Origin of the sequence: Burkholderia mycopellens (assembly GCF_964265025.1) — a bacterium.
In the GTDB taxonomy this organism is placed as follows: domain Bacteria; phylum Pseudomonadota; class Gammaproteobacteria; order Burkholderiales; family Burkholderiaceae; genus Burkholderia.
Genome location: NZ_OZ183803.1, coordinates 26,505 through 45,372 on the forward strand (window position 1 = coordinate 26,505; position 18,868 = coordinate 45,372).

General features: G+C 63.2%; 14 protein-coding genes and 1 pseudogene. 8 read left to right on the top strand and 7 right to left on the bottom strand.

Going from position 1 to position 18,868, the window contains the following annotated elements:
* Positions 1–4: 4 nt before the first annotated feature.
* From ACPTTC_RS18435 to ACPTTC_RS18465, 7 genes and pseudogenes are all read left to right on the top strand, one after another.
* Complete coding sequence (locus ACPTTC_RS18435; RefSeq protein WP_423393393.1) at positions 5–973, top strand: RHS repeat domain-containing protein; 969 nt, start codon at positions 5–7, stop codon at positions 971–973.
* A 3-nt stretch (positions 974–976) separates the two neighbouring features.
* A complete protein-coding gene (locus tag ACPTTC_RS18440) occupies positions 977–1,309 on the top strand; it encodes a hypothetical protein (RefSeq protein WP_423393394.1) in 333 nt (110 codons plus the stop codon).
* A 219-nt stretch (positions 1,310–1,528) separates the two neighbouring features.
* Positions 1,529–1,783, top strand: a complete 255-nt coding sequence (locus ACPTTC_RS18445; RefSeq protein WP_423393395.1) for a PAAR domain-containing protein — start codon at positions 1,529–1,531, stop codon at positions 1,781–1,783.
* A 267-nt stretch (positions 1,784–2,050) separates the two neighbouring features.
* Complete coding sequence (gene icmH / locus ACPTTC_RS18450) at positions 2,051–2,758, top strand: type IVB secretion system protein IcmH/DotU (protein WP_319000823.1); 708 nt, start codon at positions 2,051–2,053, stop codon at positions 2,756–2,758.
* A gap of 28 nt (positions 2,759–2,786) precedes the next feature.
* Entirely contained in the window at positions 2,787–6,782 is a 3,996-nt protein-coding gene (gene tssM, locus ACPTTC_RS18455) for a type VI secretion system membrane subunit TssM (RefSeq protein WP_423393396.1), read from the top strand.
* A 3-nt stretch (positions 6,783–6,785) separates the two neighbouring features.
* On the top strand, positions 6,786–7,130 hold the full coding sequence (locus ACPTTC_RS18460) for a hypothetical protein (RefSeq protein ID WP_226197191.1): 345 nt from the start codon (positions 6,786–6,788) through the stop codon (positions 7,128–7,130).
* A 116-nt stretch (positions 7,131–7,246) separates the two neighbouring features.
* Positions 7,247–7,441, top strand: a pseudogene (locus ACPTTC_RS18465) (hypothetical protein); the annotation flags it as partial.
* 17 nt (positions 7,442–7,458) lie between these two features.
* Here the strand turns inward: ACPTTC_RS18465 and ACPTTC_RS18470 are convergent.
* The gene (locus ACPTTC_RS18470) at positions 7,459–8,409 is read right to left on the bottom strand and encodes an MlaA family lipoprotein (RefSeq protein WP_423393397.1); all 951 of its coding nucleotides are present in this window, start codon (positions 8,407–8,409) and stop codon (positions 7,459–7,461) included.
* Positions 8,402–11,035, bottom strand: coding sequence for an MMPL family transporter (locus tag ACPTTC_RS18475; RefSeq protein ID WP_423393398.1), 2,634 nt, complete (start codon positions 11,033–11,035; stop codon positions 8,402–8,404). The genes ACPTTC_RS18470 and ACPTTC_RS18475 overlap by 8 nt, the downstream gene beginning before the upstream one ends.
* A gap of 325 nt (positions 11,036–11,360) precedes the next feature.
* On the opposite strand from ACPTTC_RS18475, the gene ACPTTC_RS18480 reads away from it, so the two are divergent.
* Positions 11,361–11,957 carry an MlaC/ttg2D family ABC transporter substrate-binding protein gene (locus ACPTTC_RS18480; RefSeq protein ID WP_423393399.1) on the top strand — a complete coding sequence of 199 codons (597 nt, stop codon included), beginning with the start codon at positions 11,361–11,363 and terminating at the stop codon, positions 11,955–11,957.
* A 171-nt stretch (positions 11,958–12,128) separates the two neighbouring features.
* Here ACPTTC_RS18480 and ACPTTC_RS18485 read toward each other — a convergent pair whose 3' ends face one another.
* The 5 genes from ACPTTC_RS18485 to ACPTTC_RS18505 form a co-directional block, all read right to left on the bottom strand.
* Complete coding sequence (locus tag ACPTTC_RS18485) at positions 12,129–13,316, bottom strand: fimbrial protein (RefSeq protein ID WP_423393400.1); 1,188 nt, start codon at positions 13,314–13,316, stop codon at positions 12,129–12,131.
* A gap of 24 nt (positions 13,317–13,340) precedes the next feature.
* The gene (locus ACPTTC_RS18490; RefSeq protein WP_423393401.1) at positions 13,341–14,525 is read right to left on the bottom strand and encodes a fimbrial protein; all 1,185 of its coding nucleotides are present in this window, start codon (positions 14,523–14,525) and stop codon (positions 13,341–13,343) included.
* Complete coding sequence (locus ACPTTC_RS18495; RefSeq protein WP_423393402.1) at positions 14,513–17,059, bottom strand: fimbria/pilus outer membrane usher protein; 2,547 nt, start codon at positions 17,057–17,059, stop codon at positions 14,513–14,515. Before ACPTTC_RS18495 ends, ACPTTC_RS18490 begins: the two co-directional genes overlap by 13 nt.
* Before the next feature lie 152 nt (positions 17,060–17,211).
* Positions 17,212–17,985, bottom strand: coding sequence for a fimbria/pilus periplasmic chaperone (locus tag ACPTTC_RS18500; protein WP_423393403.1), 774 nt, complete (start codon positions 17,983–17,985; stop codon positions 17,212–17,214).
* Positions 17,986–18,073: 88 nt separating this feature from the next.
* Positions 18,074–18,622, bottom strand: coding sequence for a fimbrial protein (locus ACPTTC_RS18505; RefSeq protein ID WP_175952766.1), 549 nt, complete (start codon positions 18,620–18,622; stop codon positions 18,074–18,076).
* Between the last annotated feature and the right edge of the window lie 246 nt (positions 18,623–18,868).

Genomic DNA, 18,868 nt, shown 5'->3' on the forward strand with positions numbered 1-18,868 from the left:
TTCCATGAATTTGCAGGGTGCTGCGTCGAGCCTGAATGATGTGCAGGCGTGGAAGGCGAGCGGCGATTGCTTGCTGCGGTTTGCGTCGCAGGCGAGGCCGGATCGTCCGGTGGATTTTACGTATGACGGACACGGCAACCGGATCGCGCGGACGGTGCCGCTGCCGCCGAAGCCGGAACTGACGGCGGCGGAGCAGCGTAGCCAGCGCGGGACGGACAACCTGCTGCGCGTGATGGAGGTGCTGACGGGGACGCCGAAGTACGAGGAGCCGACAGAAGAGCCGGAGGTGACGCGGTATCGGTACGACGGCAGCCATCAACTCGTTGCAATCGAGCACGCGGACGGCACGAGAAGCGAGTACGAATACGACGCGCTCGGTCGGCGGGTAGCGAAGCACCACACACCGGCAGGCGGCCCGGGACATACGACGCTGTTCATGTGGGACGGTGACTGGATGATGCAGGAGGTGCGGACGGGGCGAACGTCACATGAGGACAACGCCGTGACATACGTGCCGCATCCGGATCATGAAGGTCCGTTGACGCGGCTGGCGGAGGGGCAGGCGTGGCATTACGTGACGGATCACCTGGGGGCGCCGCAGGAACTGTACGACGAACAGCGCGAAGTGGTGTGGGCAGCGGATCTGAGCGCGTATGGACGGACGGCCTGGAGGCTGGCGCATGTCGTTGACAATCCGATACGGTTTCCGGGGCAGTACTATGATCAGGAATCGGGGCTGCACTACAACCGGTTCCGGTACTACGATCCTGAAGTAGGGCGGTATATCAATCAGGATCTGATTGGGTTTGATGGTGGGATCAATTTTTACAGTTATGCATACAACGCACCTAACATTGCTTACGACCCAAAAGGCCTATTTGTTCCCTTGATTGCTGCTGCGGCATTTTTGGGAAGAGGCGTGCTGGGTGGGGTTGTGGAAATTAGCATGCAGGGGGCGAAACAAATATTTTGACAAATGAAAGGCAATTGGGTTGATGGGCGTCCATTGACCGATATTGACTGGGATTGCGTAAAGATTGATTGGTCTGATGTAGGTGTTTCGGCTGCGGTCGGGACAGTGGCGCCTGGTTTAGGCGCAACCAGAAAGAGTGTGACTGGATCCGTAAAGGCTATCAAAAATCTATCGGGTCAGGCGACTAATACAGCAAATCGTGCTGCAAAATTGAAATCTCGAATAGATATAAAAAAGGCGTCAATCAAGCGAGAATTGATTGTGCAGGGGGCGTGGCAGGGAGTGAAGCAAGGTGGGAAGTGTGTTTTTGGTGAGGAGAAAAAGTGCGAAGAGTAGATAGGACTTGGCTTTACATTTTATTCTTTATTCCGCTTGCGTTATTTTATGAGCCATTGAAGAAATATCTGGGCGGAGGTGTGTTATTTTTTGTGTGCTCCGTGATTTATCTGTGTGTCTGTTCTGCTTTGGCTATTTTTTTTGGAAAATCCGAGGGGGCAAATAGTGTCATGCTTTTCAAGATGTGAAATTGGAAAATTATTTTTGAGGTGTCCCTGAATGCCAGCTTCCGTCGCAATTCTCGGAACATTGACCACCCATGGCGGCGTAGTCACGTCAGCCAGCGCGGGCGTCGCGATCAACGGACGTCCCGCAGCATGCGTAGGCGATTCCGTGTCGTGTCCATTGCATGGTCCGGGTGTCATTACCAAAGGCGGTTTCGGCACGATCAACGGCCGTCAAATTGCTCATCATGGCAGTGACACGAGTTGCGGTGGAACGCTGATCGTGTCCGATGGTGGTCCTACGGTTTGACCTTATTTACGTTGAGCGTGATGAGTCGAATTTTGAATTCACCCGAGCATGACCCAGTCCAGTAGCCCGCCCAAGATCGTATCGGCTCGATGCGCGCTCGCACCATCGCGACAACCAAACGGTATCTTTCTCTCTGGCAAGAGTACAAGGCAGCGACCCAACTCGCGCCGTAGTCGTCCATTGGGACCGCTTTCGCCGCCCGAGGACGAGCAGACGAGGCTGGCTCCGGTACTTGGCCACCGTAATGCCTTGCTGGAGGCGAGCAGGGTGCTGCTTCGAGCGTTTGTGGATATGCCGGAGCTAATCGGCATCGGTCATGACGAACGCTTGCGCGACCTGTTGATGGACGAAGTTCGCGTGTTCGAGCGCCTATGTGTGCGGGCCAACGTCCGCAACGAACACATGATCGGCGCACGATATTGCCTATGTACGGCGCTGGACGAGGCCGCAATGCGTGTACTTGCGTCGCGGGGCGATACGTCGGGGAGTGCCGCATGGGCTGCCGGAGCGCTGACTCAGCGTATTGGAGAAGACAATCAGGGCGGGTCGAAGATCTACGCGCTGTCGCTGCGTTTGTTGAAAGACGACGCCGATCACTGGCCATTGCTCGAAGTGATCTACCGGATTTTCAGCCTGGGGTTTGAAGGTCGGTATCCACATGGCAGGACGTTTGGCGTGCACGACCGCGTACGAGAGCGAATTTACAACGCGATTGCCGTGTATCTGCCACCTGTTCCAGACGCGCTCTCACCTCATGCGCAATCTAACGTAACGATTCGACAAACATTCCATTTCGAAATCCCGGTGTGGATGTCGATGGCCTTGCTGTCAGTGACGCTCTGCGCGCTGTATGCCTTCTGCCGTATCGAGTTGGGCGCGCAAGCGGACGACTTGCAGCGACAACTCTTGAGCATTGCGCGTATAGCGACGACAGGTAGCGCGATCGATCCACCGAGGGCCAGTTCGGCACGGTAGTGCGAGTTGGACGCCATTCACCGTACACATGAAGAAGATTCTCTCGTTTCTACGCTCGCGTTATCTGTGGGCAGTCGTGACGGTGATCGTTGTTGCTGCCGTGATCTGGTTTGCGGGCCCGCTGGTGAGTCTCGGTGGGTTGAACCCGTTCGCATCGATCGGCATTCGGTTGACTTTGATCGCCGTGATTCTTGCTGCATGGGTCCTGTGGCTGATCGACTGGTCGACGGGCATCGTGATCGTCGCGCTGCTTTGTCTCGCGATCTGGCATGCCTTTCCACTCATGACGTTGGCTGGCAAGTCGCTGTTTGCGTCCGTGATAGTTCGCATTCTGGCAATGGCCGGCGTTGTACTCGTGTATGCCGTTTCGATGTTGGTTCGATGGTGGAGGCGCATGCGCCGGCATCCGAGTCACCTCAGGCGTTTGCTTCGACTCGGTAAGCGTAGCGCCCTGCCGCTAGCCGCATCGCGTCTGGCAGAGATCGAAGACATGGCCCGCGCAGCGGTCAAGCAGTTGAAAGCCCGGCGTGAGGGTGCCTGCGGGCTGGTGCGGCTGTTTCGAGGGCCAGCGTATCTCTACGATGTGCCGTGGTATGCCGTGCTGGGCTCGAAGGGTTCGGGCAAGACCACGGCGCTGTTAAACGCGGGCGTGGCTTTTCCGCTCGACGCACAACTTCAACATTCGCTCGCGCCCGATGACGCCAGGGCTTTGCCGGGTTGGAGGTTGACCAATGACGCGGTGCTGATTGATACGCCGGGCCACTACGTCCGGCACGGCACGTCGCGCTACCCGCTGACGGTGGAACCGCTGGATACGTCGAATGAAGGAAAACTGGATCAGCGACCGACCGACATAAGCACTGTTCGCGAGCAGGCTGATGCCGCGGAATGGAAAGGATTCCTTCGGTTGCTTCGCCTTATCCGGCCCCGCGTGCCGCTGAATGGCGTGCTGTTGACGATCAATGTCGCTGCCTTGATGCATGCGGATTCCAACGTACGCGCAACCGAGAGCCGCGCATTGCGGACACGTCTCGAGGAGATGCAAGCCAAGTTCGGAACCGGATTTCCCGTCTGGCTGATTGTCACGAAGATAGACCGGCTGCCGGGCTTCACGGACTATTTCGCATCGCTCGGGGAGCCGGAGCGTGCGCAGATATGGGGCGTGACGTTGCGGCCCGACTCGGAGGCGCGGACGGACGAGGCGATCAGGGCAGAACTGGACCTGCTGGCCACGTGTCTTGCCGACGGCGTAAGTGGCCTGCTTCGCAACGAAACCGATGTGGCCCGTCGTCGCCGTCTGGCGATGCTGCCAGAAGCGTTTTCGGCACTCACGAACCCGTTGGTCGACCTGATCGGACAAGTGTTCGCCAGGGGCGATAACGGTGCACGGGCGGTACCGTATGCAATGTTCCGAGGTGTTTATCTGACGAGCGCAAGTCAGACCGGCCGGCAGATCGTCGCGGATCGTCAAACGCTGTTGCAACGCATGATCGGCGCAGCCGGTGCGCAGTCGAATACCCGGCGACGGGAGTCTAGCGAAACCAGCTACTTCCTGCGCGATCTGTTGTTTGCGATCGTATTTCGCGAGGGACATCTCGCATGCCCGAACCGGAATCGGGAGCATCGTGCGAGATTGCAGCGGTGGCTGGGACACTCGCTCGTGTGGCTGATCGGCGTGGGGTTGTGCGCGAATCTTTGGAATAGCTTCGTTGCGGAACGGACATCCCTGGCCACGCTGGGACAAAAGGCACGCTCATTGTCTGGTTTGCTTGCACGAAGTGACCTTGCCGCTAGTCCTGAGCGTGTGCCGATGGTGTTGGACAGTGCAAACGAATTGTTGCGCGACACGACACGTCTCGTCACCGATCCCGATATCGCGTTTCGTTTCGGATCGGACCGCCTCGATATGATCGAATCCGACTGTCGTCATGTGTACGAGTCTCTGTCGGAGCAGGTTGTGTTGCCGCAAATCGTCCACCGGATGGAGGACGTGATCAAAGATGCTGTGGCGAGTGGTGATGCCAAATCCGCTTACGATGCATTGCGCGTGTACTTGATGCTCTATGACAGGGCAAGGCTCACCCCGAATGACGTCAAGACGTGGGTACTGGAGGATTGGGCACGTCACGACAGTGCAGCGATGTTCGGTGGGCGTGCTGCCATGATCGGTCATGTGCAGCGGATGCTTTCTGAAGGACATGTCGTGCAGTCGCCACTGTCCCGTAACGAAGGACTGATCCAGCAGGCGCGTGCATTTCTCGATGGCAGCAATCCAACCGATCGTCTTTACCAGCGCGCGAAAGCGGCGATGTTGAAAGACGCGCCCGACGAGTTTTCGCTGCTGCGCGTGGTTGGGCCACAGGCAGGCATGATATTTACGCGAGCCAGCGGGGTGCCGCTGTCCATCGGCGTGCCAGGACTCTTTACGCTGGAGGGGTATCGGGCGATGTTCGGCAAACGCTTGCCGGAGTTTCTTCAAAAGGCAAGCGACGATGATGCTTGGGTAATGGGGCGTCGGACGTTGGGTAGTTCCCCAGAAAATTCGGGTAGCGCGTTGAACGTATCGAGTCGAGGTGAGGACGCGTTGTCGATGGCAATCAGACGTCAGTACCTGACGGAGTATGCCCAACAATGGGATGCGTTTCTTGACGACATTCGTGTCGTGAGCGGAACGAGTCTTGCCTTTAACTTGAAGGTGCTACGGACTTTCGCTGCACCTGATTCACCGCTGATTCGTCTTGTGCGGGCGGCGGTCAATGAAACGACGTTGACGCAGCCGATGGCGAGATCAGACGGCTCCTTTCTGGAAAAGGCGACTGACGCGGTCAACCAAAAAGCCGAGAAGATACTGGGGCCTCGTGCGTCGGAGCAGATTGAACGCGAATTGGTCGATAACCATTTCGCGGCGCTGCGTGAAGTGGTGACGGGTCATGCCGATGCGCTGTCGGATACGCGGTTGTCCAGGACTCCGGCGGACAAAACCGGTCTGGATGGCGTCACCGATTTGTTGAACGACTACTACAAAACGCTCACGATTTCCGACAATGCGCTGTTGAACAACAGCATGCCGCCGGAAAGCGAGAATGCTGCAAAGCTCAAGATGACGGCTGACACGATGCCTGCGCCGTTCCGGGCAGTCTTGCGTCAACTCGCTGTCGACGGTTCACGTGGCGTGAATCAGGGTATCGGCCAGCTACTGTCGCGGCAGATGCAGGCGGCAGTCGGAGACGCCTGTCGAATGACGATCGAGGGAAACTATCCGTTTTCGCCCGATAGCAAGCGCGACGTCAGCATTGACGATTTCACTCGGGTGTTTGCGCAGGGTGGCGTGATCGATGACTTCTTCACGAAAACACTTGCACCGTTCGTCGACACGGCCGCGAAGCCGTGGCGCTACCGGACGCTGCCGGGCGCGACCGAACCCGTGCAGGGGCCGGACCTCGAGCCATTCGAGCACGCGAAGGCGATCCGCGACATTTTCTTCAACGATCCTGATCGTAAGCAGCCGAGCTGGAAGGCCGACATCCGAATTCCTGAACTCGACCCGACGATCATGAGCCTGTCGCTCGACATCGACGGACAGATGACGCTCTACCGACATGGCCCGGTTGCGTCTTTCACGGTCACATGGCCGGGACCGCGTGGTGGTGTCCATGCTCAGATCACTGCGAGCCCGCGCGTTCGTCCGGACACTTCGACGATCGCAACGGACGGGCCGTGGGCACTGATGCGGTTGCTCCGGAAAGGTCGTGTGGTCGAGGCGGCCACACCGGGCCGCATGCGAGTCGCGTTCAGTTTTGACGGCCGAGAAGCAGCACTCGACATTACGAGCGACGGAAGTGTCGCGAATCCGCTGACAAGCGATGTGCTGAAGACGTTCCGGTGTCCGAGCACGATGCCTATGTTCAATCTACCGGACAGTGGCCCTCCGGTGGGGCTGCCGCGCGGTTCGATTCCGGTCGTTCAGAAAGGGGAGCGCGCTGCGATGGCTTCAACAACAGCGTCGTTGGCAAGCCAAAGATAATCGATGATCCGGCGAAAAGTCAGTCATATCAAAACGATTGCTGCCATTGTTGGTGTTTCCTCTGTTGTATTTGTCGTGTTTGGAGGAATATCGGTGGGGTATTCGATGGCCACAATTGCTGTTCTTGGCGTCATGGGTGCCTTGTTCGGTGCCATAGCAGTACCGGAACTGGAACCGAGCGCATTTCGGTATCCGACTCTCTGGCAAATTTCCTGTTCGGTCGCAGGGAGTTTGCTTGTGGCCCTGATGCTGGAGTCTGGCGCGGAAGGTTATTTGCTCGCAATATTGAGCGGAACATGTATTGGTTATTTGGCGCCGTTCTGGATAAAGCATATCGTCTTGCCATAACGATCAGGACGCGCCGCACACAACTCATGCGACGCCTCCGCTCTTCCACCGCCGCTCAATTTTCCTGCAACCGGATTTCCCGCGCCGACATACGCGATCCCGCCCGGCATGACCTTTTTGACGATCGAGAAGCAGCACTCGATATCACGAGCGCGGGAAGTGTTGCGAACCCGCTGACAAGCGATGTGCTGAAGACGCTCCGATGTCCGAGCACGATGGTGGTGCTTAACCAGCCGGATAGCGGCCCGCCGCCGGGATTGCCCTTGGGGCGCGTTGCCGGTAGTTCGCAAGAGCGGGTTTTGAGAGAGTAGATTTGAGGCGGCCGACGTTACTGCGCGGCCGGCGTGCTTGCAGGCGTCGCCGGTGCGGCCGCCGATGCCGCGGCAGCCGGCGCACTCGCCGGCATCGCATTGTCCGCACCCGGATCGTCATACTGCGGCAACCCCGGCGCGGCCGGCGCGTTGCTCGGCGTGGTGCCCGATGCCCCGCCCGACTCGCCTGGATCCTCGTAGTTCGGCAGCCCCGGCGCGGCCGGTGCCGATGCGGGCGCGTTGCCCGATTCACCCGGTTCGTTGTAAGTCGGCAGCGTGCCCGACGACGACTGGCTGCGATACGTCAGCGACTTGCGCTGCTGCAGGTAGGCGTCGCGCACGAACGAATACGGATCGAGCGCGGCCTGCTTCAGCAGGTCGGTTGCACCGAGCAGGTCCGAACGCGCGCTGATGAACTGCGCGATGTACATCGGGTTGCGTGCGGCCGGCTCGATGTAGTTCAGCAGGTTGAAGCGCACGTCCACCGCGCGGCCGACGCCGTCACGGATCGTGCTCGGCCCGAACACCGGCAGCACGAGATACGGGCCGGACGGCACGCCCCAGCGCGCCATTGTCAGGCCGAAGTCCTGGTGATGCTTCGGCAGCCCGGCCGGCGTCGCGATGTCGATCAGGCCGGCGACGCCGAACACCGAGTTCATCGCCACGCGCATCAGGTCCTCGGTCGCATCGGTGATGCGCAGCTGCAGCAGGTTGTTCGCGATGTTGCCGAGATCGCCGAGGTTCGAGAAGAAGTTGCTGATCGCGGTGCGCACGGGCGTCGGCGTGACCTTCTGGTACCCCTTCGCGATCGGCTGGGCGATGTTCGTGTCGACGGTGTCGTTGAACTTGTACATCGCCCGGTTCATCGGCTCGAGCGGGTCATTGGGGTTGCGGTTCGGTCCCGTCGCGCAGCCGGACAGCACCGCGCCGGCGGCAACGGTCGCCGCAATGATTCGCACCTTATTCATTGATTCCTTGCGATTGGTTCTTGGCGCGTTTGACGCGCGGTTTGCCCATCAGGACGGGCTGGAACACCACGGCGCCGATCAGCGTGCAGGTCAGGGCCAGCGCGAGCAGCTTGCCCATGCTCGACGTGCCCGGGTGGTGCGACAGCCACAGGCTGCCGAATGCGGTCGCGGTCGTCGCGGCGCTGAACAGGACGGCATGCGTGAGGCTCGAATGCAGCAAGCCGGTTTGCCCCGCGCGCCACGCCATCACGAAATACACCTTGAACGCGACGCCGACGCCGAGCATCAGCGGTAGCGCGATGATGTTCGCGAAGTTGAGCGGCATGCCGAGCACGACGCACATCTCGAGCGTCACGACGCCCGACACGAGCAGCGGCACCAGCGTGCGCAGCACGTCGCCGAAGCGGCGCAGCGTGACCCACAGCAGGATCGTGATCGAGATGATCGACCACAGCGCCGCATGCAGGAACGCGTTGATGATCGTGTCGGCCGAATGCAGGATCGAGATCGGCCCGCCGGTCGTGCCCGGCTCCGCGGCCTTCACGGCTTTCGCGAAGCGGCGCAGCATCGTGTCGTCGTTCGGGTCGACGCCCTTCGGCACCTTCGGCGAGATCTGCACGAGCGCATGGCCGTCCGGCGCGACCCAGTCGCGCACGAGCTGCGGCGGCAGCGATTCGCGCGTGATGTCCTGCGGCTGCAGCAGCGACGCGAGCTGGCTGAGCGCGATGCGCAGCGTATCGGAGAACGCGCGCTCGGCGCGGTCGCGCGTCGCGGCGTCCGCGGCGGCGAGCTTCGCGAGCGACGCCGACAGGTGCTGCGCGGCGGCCGCGCCCGGGCCCGGGTGATCTTCGGCCGCGTAGCTCAGCAGGTCCGACACGCGCTTGAGCGCGGCGACGCGCTGCGCGTCGGTTGCGGGCGGCGCGGGCGGCTGCGTCAGCGCGGGCAGCAGGTCGCTCGCGGCGGCGGCGATCGCCGCGCGCTTGGCCGGCTGGTCGGCGGGGATGAAGGTCGACAGCGTGGTGGTGCGGCCGACTTCGGGCAGTGCGTCGAGGCGCTTCGCGGCCGCGTCGGCGTCCGCGAGCGACGGCGCGAGCAGCGTGACGTCGTTGACGGCGGCTTCCGGCGAATCCTTCAGTGCGAGCAGCGTCGCCATCGATTCGCTGTTCGGGTCCTTCAGGTGCAGCGGGTTGAAGTCGAAGCGCAGGAACGCGAGCAGCGGCAGCGCGCCGATCACGACCACGAGCGTGCCGATCAGGATCGGCTTGCGATGGCGATCGAGGTAATCGTCGACCGGCGCGAGCCACGGGAAGCCAGGCGTCTTCGATTCGCCCGGCGGCGCGAACAGGCGCAGCAGCGCGGGCAGCAGCGTGAGCGTGGTGAGCAGTGCGACGAACATCCCGACGCCCGCGATCAGGCCGAGCTCGGACACGCCGCGATAGGCGGTGGGAATGAACGAGAAGAAGCTCGCCGCGACGGCCGCGGTGGCCAGCGCGAGCGGCATGCCCATCGAGTGCGCGGCGCCGATCAGCGCGTGGTCGATGCGCGGGTCGCGGAAGCGTTCCTCGCGGTACTTCACGCCGTACTGGATCGAGAAGTCGACGCCGAGGCCGACGAACAGCACCATGAACGCGACCGAGATCATGTTCAGCGACCCGACCATCGCGAGGCCGAGCGCGGCGGTCACGACGAGGCCGACGAACAGCGTGACGAGCACCGAGCCGATCATCCGCTTCGAGCGCAGCGCGAGCCACAGGATGACGAGCACGGCGAGCAGCGTGAAGACGCCGTTGAGCGCCGCACCGTCTTCCACCGACGCGAATTCGTCGTCGGCGAGCGGCTGTTCGCCGGTCAGGCGCACGGCCGCGCCGAAGCGTTTCTCGAGGTCGAGCGAACGGGCCGCGTCGCGGATCACCTGGCTGGTTTCCGCGCCGGCCTTCAGCGCGCCGTAATTGACCACGGGCTGCACGGTGACGAACGCGCGCGCAGGCTGCCGCGCGGCATCGTTGTCGACCAGCGCGCGCCACGAGAACGCGGCCGGCTTGCCGGCCAGCACGTCGTCCACCGTCGCGGCGCTGCGCGCGAGCAGCTTCGCCATCGCGGGCAGCTTCACCTGGCCGGTCAGCAGCGGCTGGCCGAGCGTGGTGGAGAGGGTCGTGGCGAGCCCGGTCAGGCTCGGGTTCTTCGCGAGTTCGTTGACGAGCGGGCGCGCACTCGCGAGCTGCGACGTCGTATCGGAGACTTCCTGCGGCGACAGGAACAGCAGCCCGTTGTGCTCGAAGAACGGCCCGCCGCCGGGCTCGGCGACCTGGCCGATGCGGCCGGCATCGGCCTGCTTCTGCAGCGCCTCGGTCAGCGCATGCGCGGCGGCATTCGCGAATTCGGGCGCAGGCGCCTCGACGACCGCGAGGATCGTGCCGTTGCGTTGCGGGAACGCTTGATCGACGGCCTGGCCGAGCGCGGCAAATTGCGGTTCCGCATCGACGAGCTTGCTGATGTCGGTGTTGATCTTGAAATGCTGCGCGACATAGACGCCGCTGAGCGCGGCGATGACGAGCGACAGGACGACGACCCAGACGGGGCGGCGCACCGACCATGCAACGAGTCGGACGATGAGAGATGTCACCATGTGGCGGTGGGGAGCGGCTGGCAAGGGCAAAGTAGCCAAGTATACCGGCGCGGCGTGGCGAAGGACGTGACGTTGCGGGTTTGGGGGCGGGAAGGAGATTTGTTCGCGGTGGCGGAATCGATACCGGTGGCCGGCTGTTTTGTAAGGGGATGTTTACATAATCCGCGCTTCGCTGCCGCGCCGCGCCGCCGCGCGCACCTGTGACAAACGAAGCTGAAAGGTAACAGTCGGTCACGGCGGCGCACCGGGGCGTCAGGCCCGGTATACTTTGCTCCGTCGGCCGGTGCAATCAACCGGTCGTTTTTTCTCATCGAGCGATATTCGTATGAAACGTCATCTGTTTGCTTTCGTCGCGGCGGCCGCCGTGTCGGTTTCCGCTTTCGCGCAGAGCGCGCCGGTCGATATCGTCCGCAATGCGGTCGAGGGCACCGTCAACGCGATGAAGGCCGACCCGGCCGCACGCGGCGGTGACATGGCGAAGGTCTCGGCGGTCGTCGAGCAGCGCTTCCTGCCCGCAACCAACTTCGAGCGCACGACCCGCATCGCGGTCGGTGACGCATGGAAGCAGGCCACGCCGCAACAGCAGCAGGAGCTGTACAAGCAGTTCAAGCTGCTGATGACGCGCACCTACGCCGCGTCGCTCGCGCAGCTCGGCAGCCAGGACGCGAAGTTCTCGTTCAAGGCCGGCGGCGCGTCGGGCGCCGACGCGCTCGTGCAGTCGACGGTCACGACGCCGGGCGACAGCCAGTCGGTCGGCTATCGTCTCGGCAAGGTCGGCAACGACTGGAAGATCTACGACATCGACATGTCGGGCGCGTGGCTGATCCAGGTCTACCAGGGGCAGTTCAAGGGCCAGCTCGCGTCGGGCGGGATCGACGGGCTGATCGCGTACCTGCAGAAGCACAATTCGCGGACGAACTGACGGCGCGCTGCGCGGTCCCGAATCCGGAAGTACGAAGGGCGCCCTCGGGCGCCTTTGTCTTTTACCCAGGGTGCCCGGAGAGCAGTCGAACGGCCGGCGTGACCGCGCGTCCGGGCGTGCGCGCGCAAGTCCAGGCCGCCTCCGCACACATCAAGGCCCGCTGTGCGCGGCCTACTGATACGTCATGGTGAAGGTCAGCACCGCGTTCGCGCTGCCGGGCGTCACGCTGGCGGCCGTCTGGTAGTACCGGGCCGTGAGCGGGATCGTGTAGGAGCCGCCCGTCGCACTGCTGTAGCTCGTCAGCGTGTACTGCGTGTTGTATTTCAGCGCATTGCCGTTGCCGTCCTTCAGTTGCAGGCCGATGCCGGTGGCCGTCGACCCGCTCGACAGCGCGAGCACGCCGTTGGTGGCGTCGAGCACGGCATTGACCGGGATGAACTGGTACTGGATCGCGTTCAGGCCGGTCGGGCAGGCGTTGACCGCCACGTTGAACGAGACGGCCTGCTTGTTGGTCGAGCCGATGCCCGTGAATTCCGACTGCAGGGGTGAACCCATGTTGACCGTCACGTTCGGCGTGGTGCACGCCGCCACGTTGACGATGGTCGAGGTCAGCGAAAACGACACGAGAGGAGAAGCGGCGACCGTATACACGTTGCCGCCGGTGCTCGTCGCTGACGCCCCCACGACCATCACGCCGCCCGTCACCGTGCCCGCCGTGATCGGGCCGGTCTTGACCAGCGCCGCCTGCACCATACCGCCGTTACTGATCGAAGTAACAATTCCGTTTGCGTTGCAGGCGTTCCCGGTCCACGGGCTGGGGAACGGCGCAGACGGCACGCCGAGATCCTTCCAGGGCAGGCTTCCGCAACCGTTCGCGTAAGTACTCACGCCGATCGCGACACCGACGCCAGGCACATTGGTATTCCAGACCGTATAGGTTCCGCCATTCGGCGAGGCCACGGTCATGCCGGCCTTGGTCAGCGACTGCGGTTCGAAGACCATACCCGCGGCCGCCGTACCCGACACCGCGCAAGTGTAGTAATTGGGAACGTTCGGCGTACTGACCCAGCCGGTCAGCAGGGTGCCGACTACAGCGTCGCGCGGGACCGTCACCGAGGCCGGCATCGTCAGTGCCACCGTCTGCGCCGTTCCCGAGCAGCTTATGCTCGAGGCGAACACCGGACGTGTGCCCAAACCGAGCATCAGCACTGCCAGCGTGAGCAGCCAGAACGCGAGGCGGCCCGGGCCTCGCACCGATTTCGTCTGCCCGCGCGTCTCGGCCGGCTTCTCGTTCCGTTTCATGATCTTTACCTGGTCCATCGCATTCGCTTGCTCATTGCGTCCGCACTGCGTCCGCATACATCAAAGCCTGATACGCAGTGCTTATTGATACGTCATGGTGAAGGTCAGCACCGCGTTCGCGCTGCCGGGCGTCACGCTGGCGGCCGTCTGGTAGTACCGGGCCGTGAGCGGGATCGTGTAGGAGCCGCCCGTCGCACTGCTGTAGCTCGTCAGCGTGTACGGCGTGTTGTACTTCAGCGCATTGCCGTTGCCGTCCTTCAGTTGCAGGCCGATGCCGGTGGCCGTCGACCCGCTCGACAGCGCGAGCACGCCGTTGGTGGCGTCGAGCACGGCATTGACCGGGATGAACTGGTACTGGATCGCGTTCAGGCCGGTCGGGCAGGCGTTGACCGCCACGTTGAGCGAGACGGCCTGCTTGTTGGTCGAGCCGATGCCCGTGAATTCCGACTGCAGGGGTGAACCCATGTTGACCGTCACGTTCGGCGTGGTGCACGCCGAGACGTTCACGATGGTCGGGGTGAGCGAGAACGACACGAGGGGCGAGGCGGCGACCGTATATGGGGCGCTGCCACCGGTGCCCGTTGCTGACGCTCCCACGACCATCACGCCGCCCGTCACCGTGCCTGCCGTGATGGGGCCGGTCTTGACCAGCGCCGCCTGGATCTGGCCACCGTTGGTGATCGAAGTAACCGTGCCGCTCGTGTTGCAGACCCAGCCTGCCCATGGGAGCGGGATCTGCGAAGTAGTCGACTTGGAAAGATCGATCCAGGCCTGAGTTCCGCATTGGTTTGCGTACGTCGTCACGCCGATCGCGACACCGACGCCAGGCACATTGGTATTCCAGACCGTATAGGTTCCACCATTCGGCGAGGCCACGGTCATGCCGGCCTTGGTCAGCGACTGCGGTTCAAAGACCATGCCGGCGACAACCACACCCGATACCGTGCACGTGTAGTAGTTGGGAACGTTCGAGGTACTGAACCAGCCGGTTAGCAGGGTGCCGACCGCTGCATCGCGCGGAATCGTCACCGAGGCCGGCATCGACAGCGTCACCGTCTGCGCCGTTCCCGAGCAACTGATGGTTCCCGCGGCGAACGCGGGACGGGTACCCAAGCCGAGCATCAGTGCCACCAGCGTCAGCAGCCAGAATGCCAGACGGCTCACGCGATGCGCCGCTTTGGTTTGCCTGCGCATCGCGGCCGGCTTTTCGTTCTCGTTCGCCTTCTTTCCCAGGTTCATCGCATCCGCTTCGCTCATTTCGTGCATACCGCCTCCGCATCGATCCAGCGTTGCTGGCTCGCCTTGCTTGCCGCCGGCAACGTGTAGGATAGCAAACAGATTTCGTCATCCGTATCGCCCCACTTCACCTTTAGCGTGCCGGCATCGGTCTTCACGCCGCGCAGCACGATGCGGCCATCCTGCGCCACGGTGCCGACGCTCTGCCCCGCCGCATCGCTCACCTCCGCGCCGAACGGAACCGGCTCGCCGCCGCTCATGCGCGCGCGCATGATCACCGCGCGCCCGCCACCCACGGTTTCGTACTTCAGCCGCACCACCGCGCCCGCGGTCGGCGCGACGTGCTGCGCGCTGGATTTCAGCTCGACGCTCATCGGCACGCCCTTCGGATCGATCTCCACCTCGTTGGTCGAGAACGGTGTCAGGCTCGGCACCAGCGCATGACCGAACGAATCGATGCGCAGGCCGCTGCCGGCCGTCACGCGTGCGCCGTTCGCGTCCTTGGCCTCGACGATCGCCATCGTCTCGCCCATGGTCGGCGCAAAGGCCAGGCCGCCGGCATAGGCCACCATGCCGCCCGAGATGCCGCCGCCGTACTGCGTAAAGCCGGTGCCCTTCGAAGCGTTGCCCGAGAAGGTCGCATACGGCGACATGTAGGACACGTTGCCGCCCATGTTGACGGTCGCCCCGGCGCCGCCGCCGCTGGTACGACCGACGTTCACGCCGTAGCTGAGCGCGTTGTCGACGCCGAGCGAACCCGTCAGCGACTGCTGGACCAGGGTCGTGCCACGGCTGTCGTGCTGCAGGCTGGTCGACGAGTACAACGTGCGCGAGCCGAGGTTCAGCGGGATCGACACGTTCAGCATGAACCGGTTGTCCCAGCGGTTTTGCGTCGCGTCGAATTGGCGCGCGGCCGACACGCCGTAGTTGATGCGCCGGAAATTGTTGTTGTAGCCGGCCTGGAACTGCGTGTCGTTGCCGCCGCGATTCCAGTAGTTGACGGTCGAGCCCGACAGGTAGAACGAGCCCCAGCCGTCCGGCAGGCCCTGGTTCAGCATGACCTGGAACTGACCGCGACGTACGCCGCCCGACAGCAGGCTGTTCACACCACCCGTCTGCTGGCCGCGCAACTGCATGGCGTCCTGCAGGCCCAGGTAGCCGCTGCTCGAATAGCGGTAGGCGGCCACCGCGATGTTGGTGTTGGTCGGACTGATCAGCTTGCTGTACGAGAGCTTCACGCTCTGGCCGTGGCGCGTGCCCATGCCGGGCAGATCGGTGTTGGCCTGCGTGATGTCGAACGCGAACGAGCCCAGCCCGGTGTTGAGTGCGGCGCCGACCAGGCCTGCCAGGTAGCCGGGCGCGGCGGTCATGCCGCCGTAGCCGGTGATCAGGTTGGTGAAACCGTGCTGCACGGTCGCCTGGAACAGCGCCGGCTTGCTCGACAGCAGCGGGCTGCGGTACTGGCCCGCTGTCACGCTGAAACGCGTGATGCCGGGCCGCAGCGAACTGACGGCCGACGCATACGGCACCTTGAAGGTATGGATGCTGCCATCGGCTTCGGTCACGATGACGTCGAGGTCGCCGCCATAACCGGTCGCGTAGAGATCGTCGATCTCGAACGGGCCGGTCGCGACGTTGGCGCTGTAGATGATGTTGCCGTTCTGGCGCACCTGCACCAGTGCATTGCTGTTGGCGATGCCGTGGATGGTCGGCGCATAGCCGCGTTGCGATTCCGGATACATGCGCTCGTCGCTGGCGATCCGCACGCCGCGAAAGCCCACGCTGTCGAACATCGTGCCGTCGGTGAACGCGTCGCCGATCACGAGCTGCGCCTTCAAGCGCGCGATCGAGCGCTGCAGGCTGGTCTGCACGCTCTGGTAGTGCGTGCCGCCGTGCGTGTCGTAGGTGGTGTTGCCGTTGTGGCGGAAGCGCCAGGGCCCGACGTTCAGGCCGGCGGTCAGGCCCAGGTAGGCCTGGGTCGACGAGGCGCCCTGGTTGTCGGCGCGGTAGAGGTTGCCGTTGTACGACAGCAGCGCGGCCGGCACGCCCTCGTCCCAGTAGCGCGGGTCCACGTAGCCGCGCGCCGCGCGGCTCAGCGAGGCCTGCGGGATGCTGACGTCGAGCCGCTGCTCGCCATTGTCGAAGGTGGCGACGGCGTCCGGCACCAGCATGCCGATCGTCGCGCAGGCATGGTTCGCGTCCGTCAACTTGTGCGTCGCTTCGGGCGACAGCTTTGCGAGATCCACCCCGACCTGCTGCAACAGCTCGCGATCGAAGCAGGGCTGGACGTTGTTCCGGCTGTCGCCCACCTGGCGCAGCGTGATTTCGGCGCGGCCGATCCAGTTCGTATTGACGTACAGGTCGGCGCGATATGAACCCGGCGCCGCCACATTGCCCTTTGCGAAGCGACTGACGTCCACCCGCGCGCCGCCCGGGCGCTGCAGGAACAGGTCGTCGAACTGGACTTCCGCCACTTGCGTGGCGCTGGTGGTCTCCGCCATCGTGCCGGTCGATGCGAACATCGACAGCGCGAGCAGGAAGCACGGGCGCGGGCGCCAGCGCATGAATGACGGCAAACTGGAAAGACGTTGGATCACGATAGGCACCCGAGCGTGGGCAAGCCTGCGCCCTGCCCGGGCGGGCATGCTGGGTCTTGCCGTGGAAAGGACGTGGCGCGCTACCCGCGCCTCGCGCAATGGAAGGGGTCAGCCGCGCATCATCGCGATGGCGCCGCGGGGCCGGACCGCAATGGCGTCTCGCCGCTGACCGAGCCGCCGTAGTCGTTCAGCGCCGTGTAACGCACGCTGGCGCCGGCCGCGCCGGGCACGTCGCCCTTCAGCGGGAAGGCGCGCGTCTCGCCCGGCCCGACCATGCCGCCATCGTCGAAGATCGCGCTGCGTCCGCCCGACTGCACGCTGATCAGGGTCAACGACACATGGAACGGCGTCGGGTTGTGCGCCTCGATGGCCGGTTTTCCGTCGGCCTGCGTGAGCCGCCAGGTGAGTTGCGCCGGCGCATCGGCCGATGAACCCTTGAGTTTTTCCGGACGATAGAACAGCTTGATGCGCGAACGGAACGCGAGCTGGATATGGTTCATGTCCGCGTCGGCCGCGCCCGGTTTGGGGGGGACCTCGAGCACGTTGAGCCAGAACACCGACTCGCGATCCTGCGGCATGGGCTCGCCGGTGTAGACGATGCGCAGCGTCTGCGACTTGGACGGATCGATCCGCGCGATCGGCGGCGTGACGGTGAAGGGCACCTTGATCGCGGACGGCGCGCTGCGCACGTCACCTGCATCGACCCACGACTGCACGAGCGCAGGCGACTGGCCGGCGTTCGACAGCTTGAGCGTGACCTCGGACTCGCTCGCGCCATAGATCACGCGCGTGCCGCCGATCACTACCGATGCAACGGCAGGTGTCGCCAGGTAGCCGAGCGATGCGACGCACGCGGTGGCGATCGCGCGCCGGAGTGTTTTTCGAAGCTTCATGATAGGGATCGATGCCGGTAGCGAGCACGACGGGTGGAGCGACGTCGTGCCGCCCCACTCCATCTACTACGTATAACTAAATGATTGATTACTGATAAACGAGCGAGTACATCACGCTCGACGTCGCCGCGCCCGCGGTTGCAGCGCCGGTCGCGAGGTACTGCGCGTAGTAGTTCAGCGTGGCGGCGCCGGCCGAGCTGATTGCGACGGCCTTCGAGTTTTGCGAGGCGTCAGCCGCACCGATCTTGATCGGCGAATAGCTGCCGTCGCCGTTCAGCAGCTGGATCTCGACGTTGGTCGCGCCGCCTGCGGCCAGGACCAGGTTGCCGGTGGCGGTGTCGACCGTCGGACCCGGCTCGAAGTAGGCGTGGACGGTGCCCGACGCCGGCGTGCAGGCCGTCAGCGAGATGTTGAAGGGCGTGCGGTTGGCGTACTGGCCTGCAGCGGCCAGCGCGCTGGTCGACACCGATTGCAGCGGGACGTTGAAGTTGTTCGAGCCGCTGCCGTTGCCGTTGATCGTGCAGGTTTGCGCGAGCACGGTGCCGTTGAACGTGATCGTGCCGTCGGCTGCGGATGCGATTTGCGACGCAGTGGCTGCAGCCACGAACAACACGGCGGTAATGAGTTTGGTTTGCATGGTTTCTGGTTTCTGAAAGAAGCGATCTGAATGGAGATACGACGCCGACGCGCTATCCGTTCGATAGCGCGACGCGACATCCAACGGCAACCCGAAAAGGCATCACGCGACCGAATATTGTGTTTTCGGCCCGGTTACACTTGGACGAAGCGAATCGTACCGGCGTCAACGATTCGTAAGATGAACAATTGTCACTTCGCGATACCACCAGCAAAAAATGCTGTTCAGTTTGACTGAACGGCATTA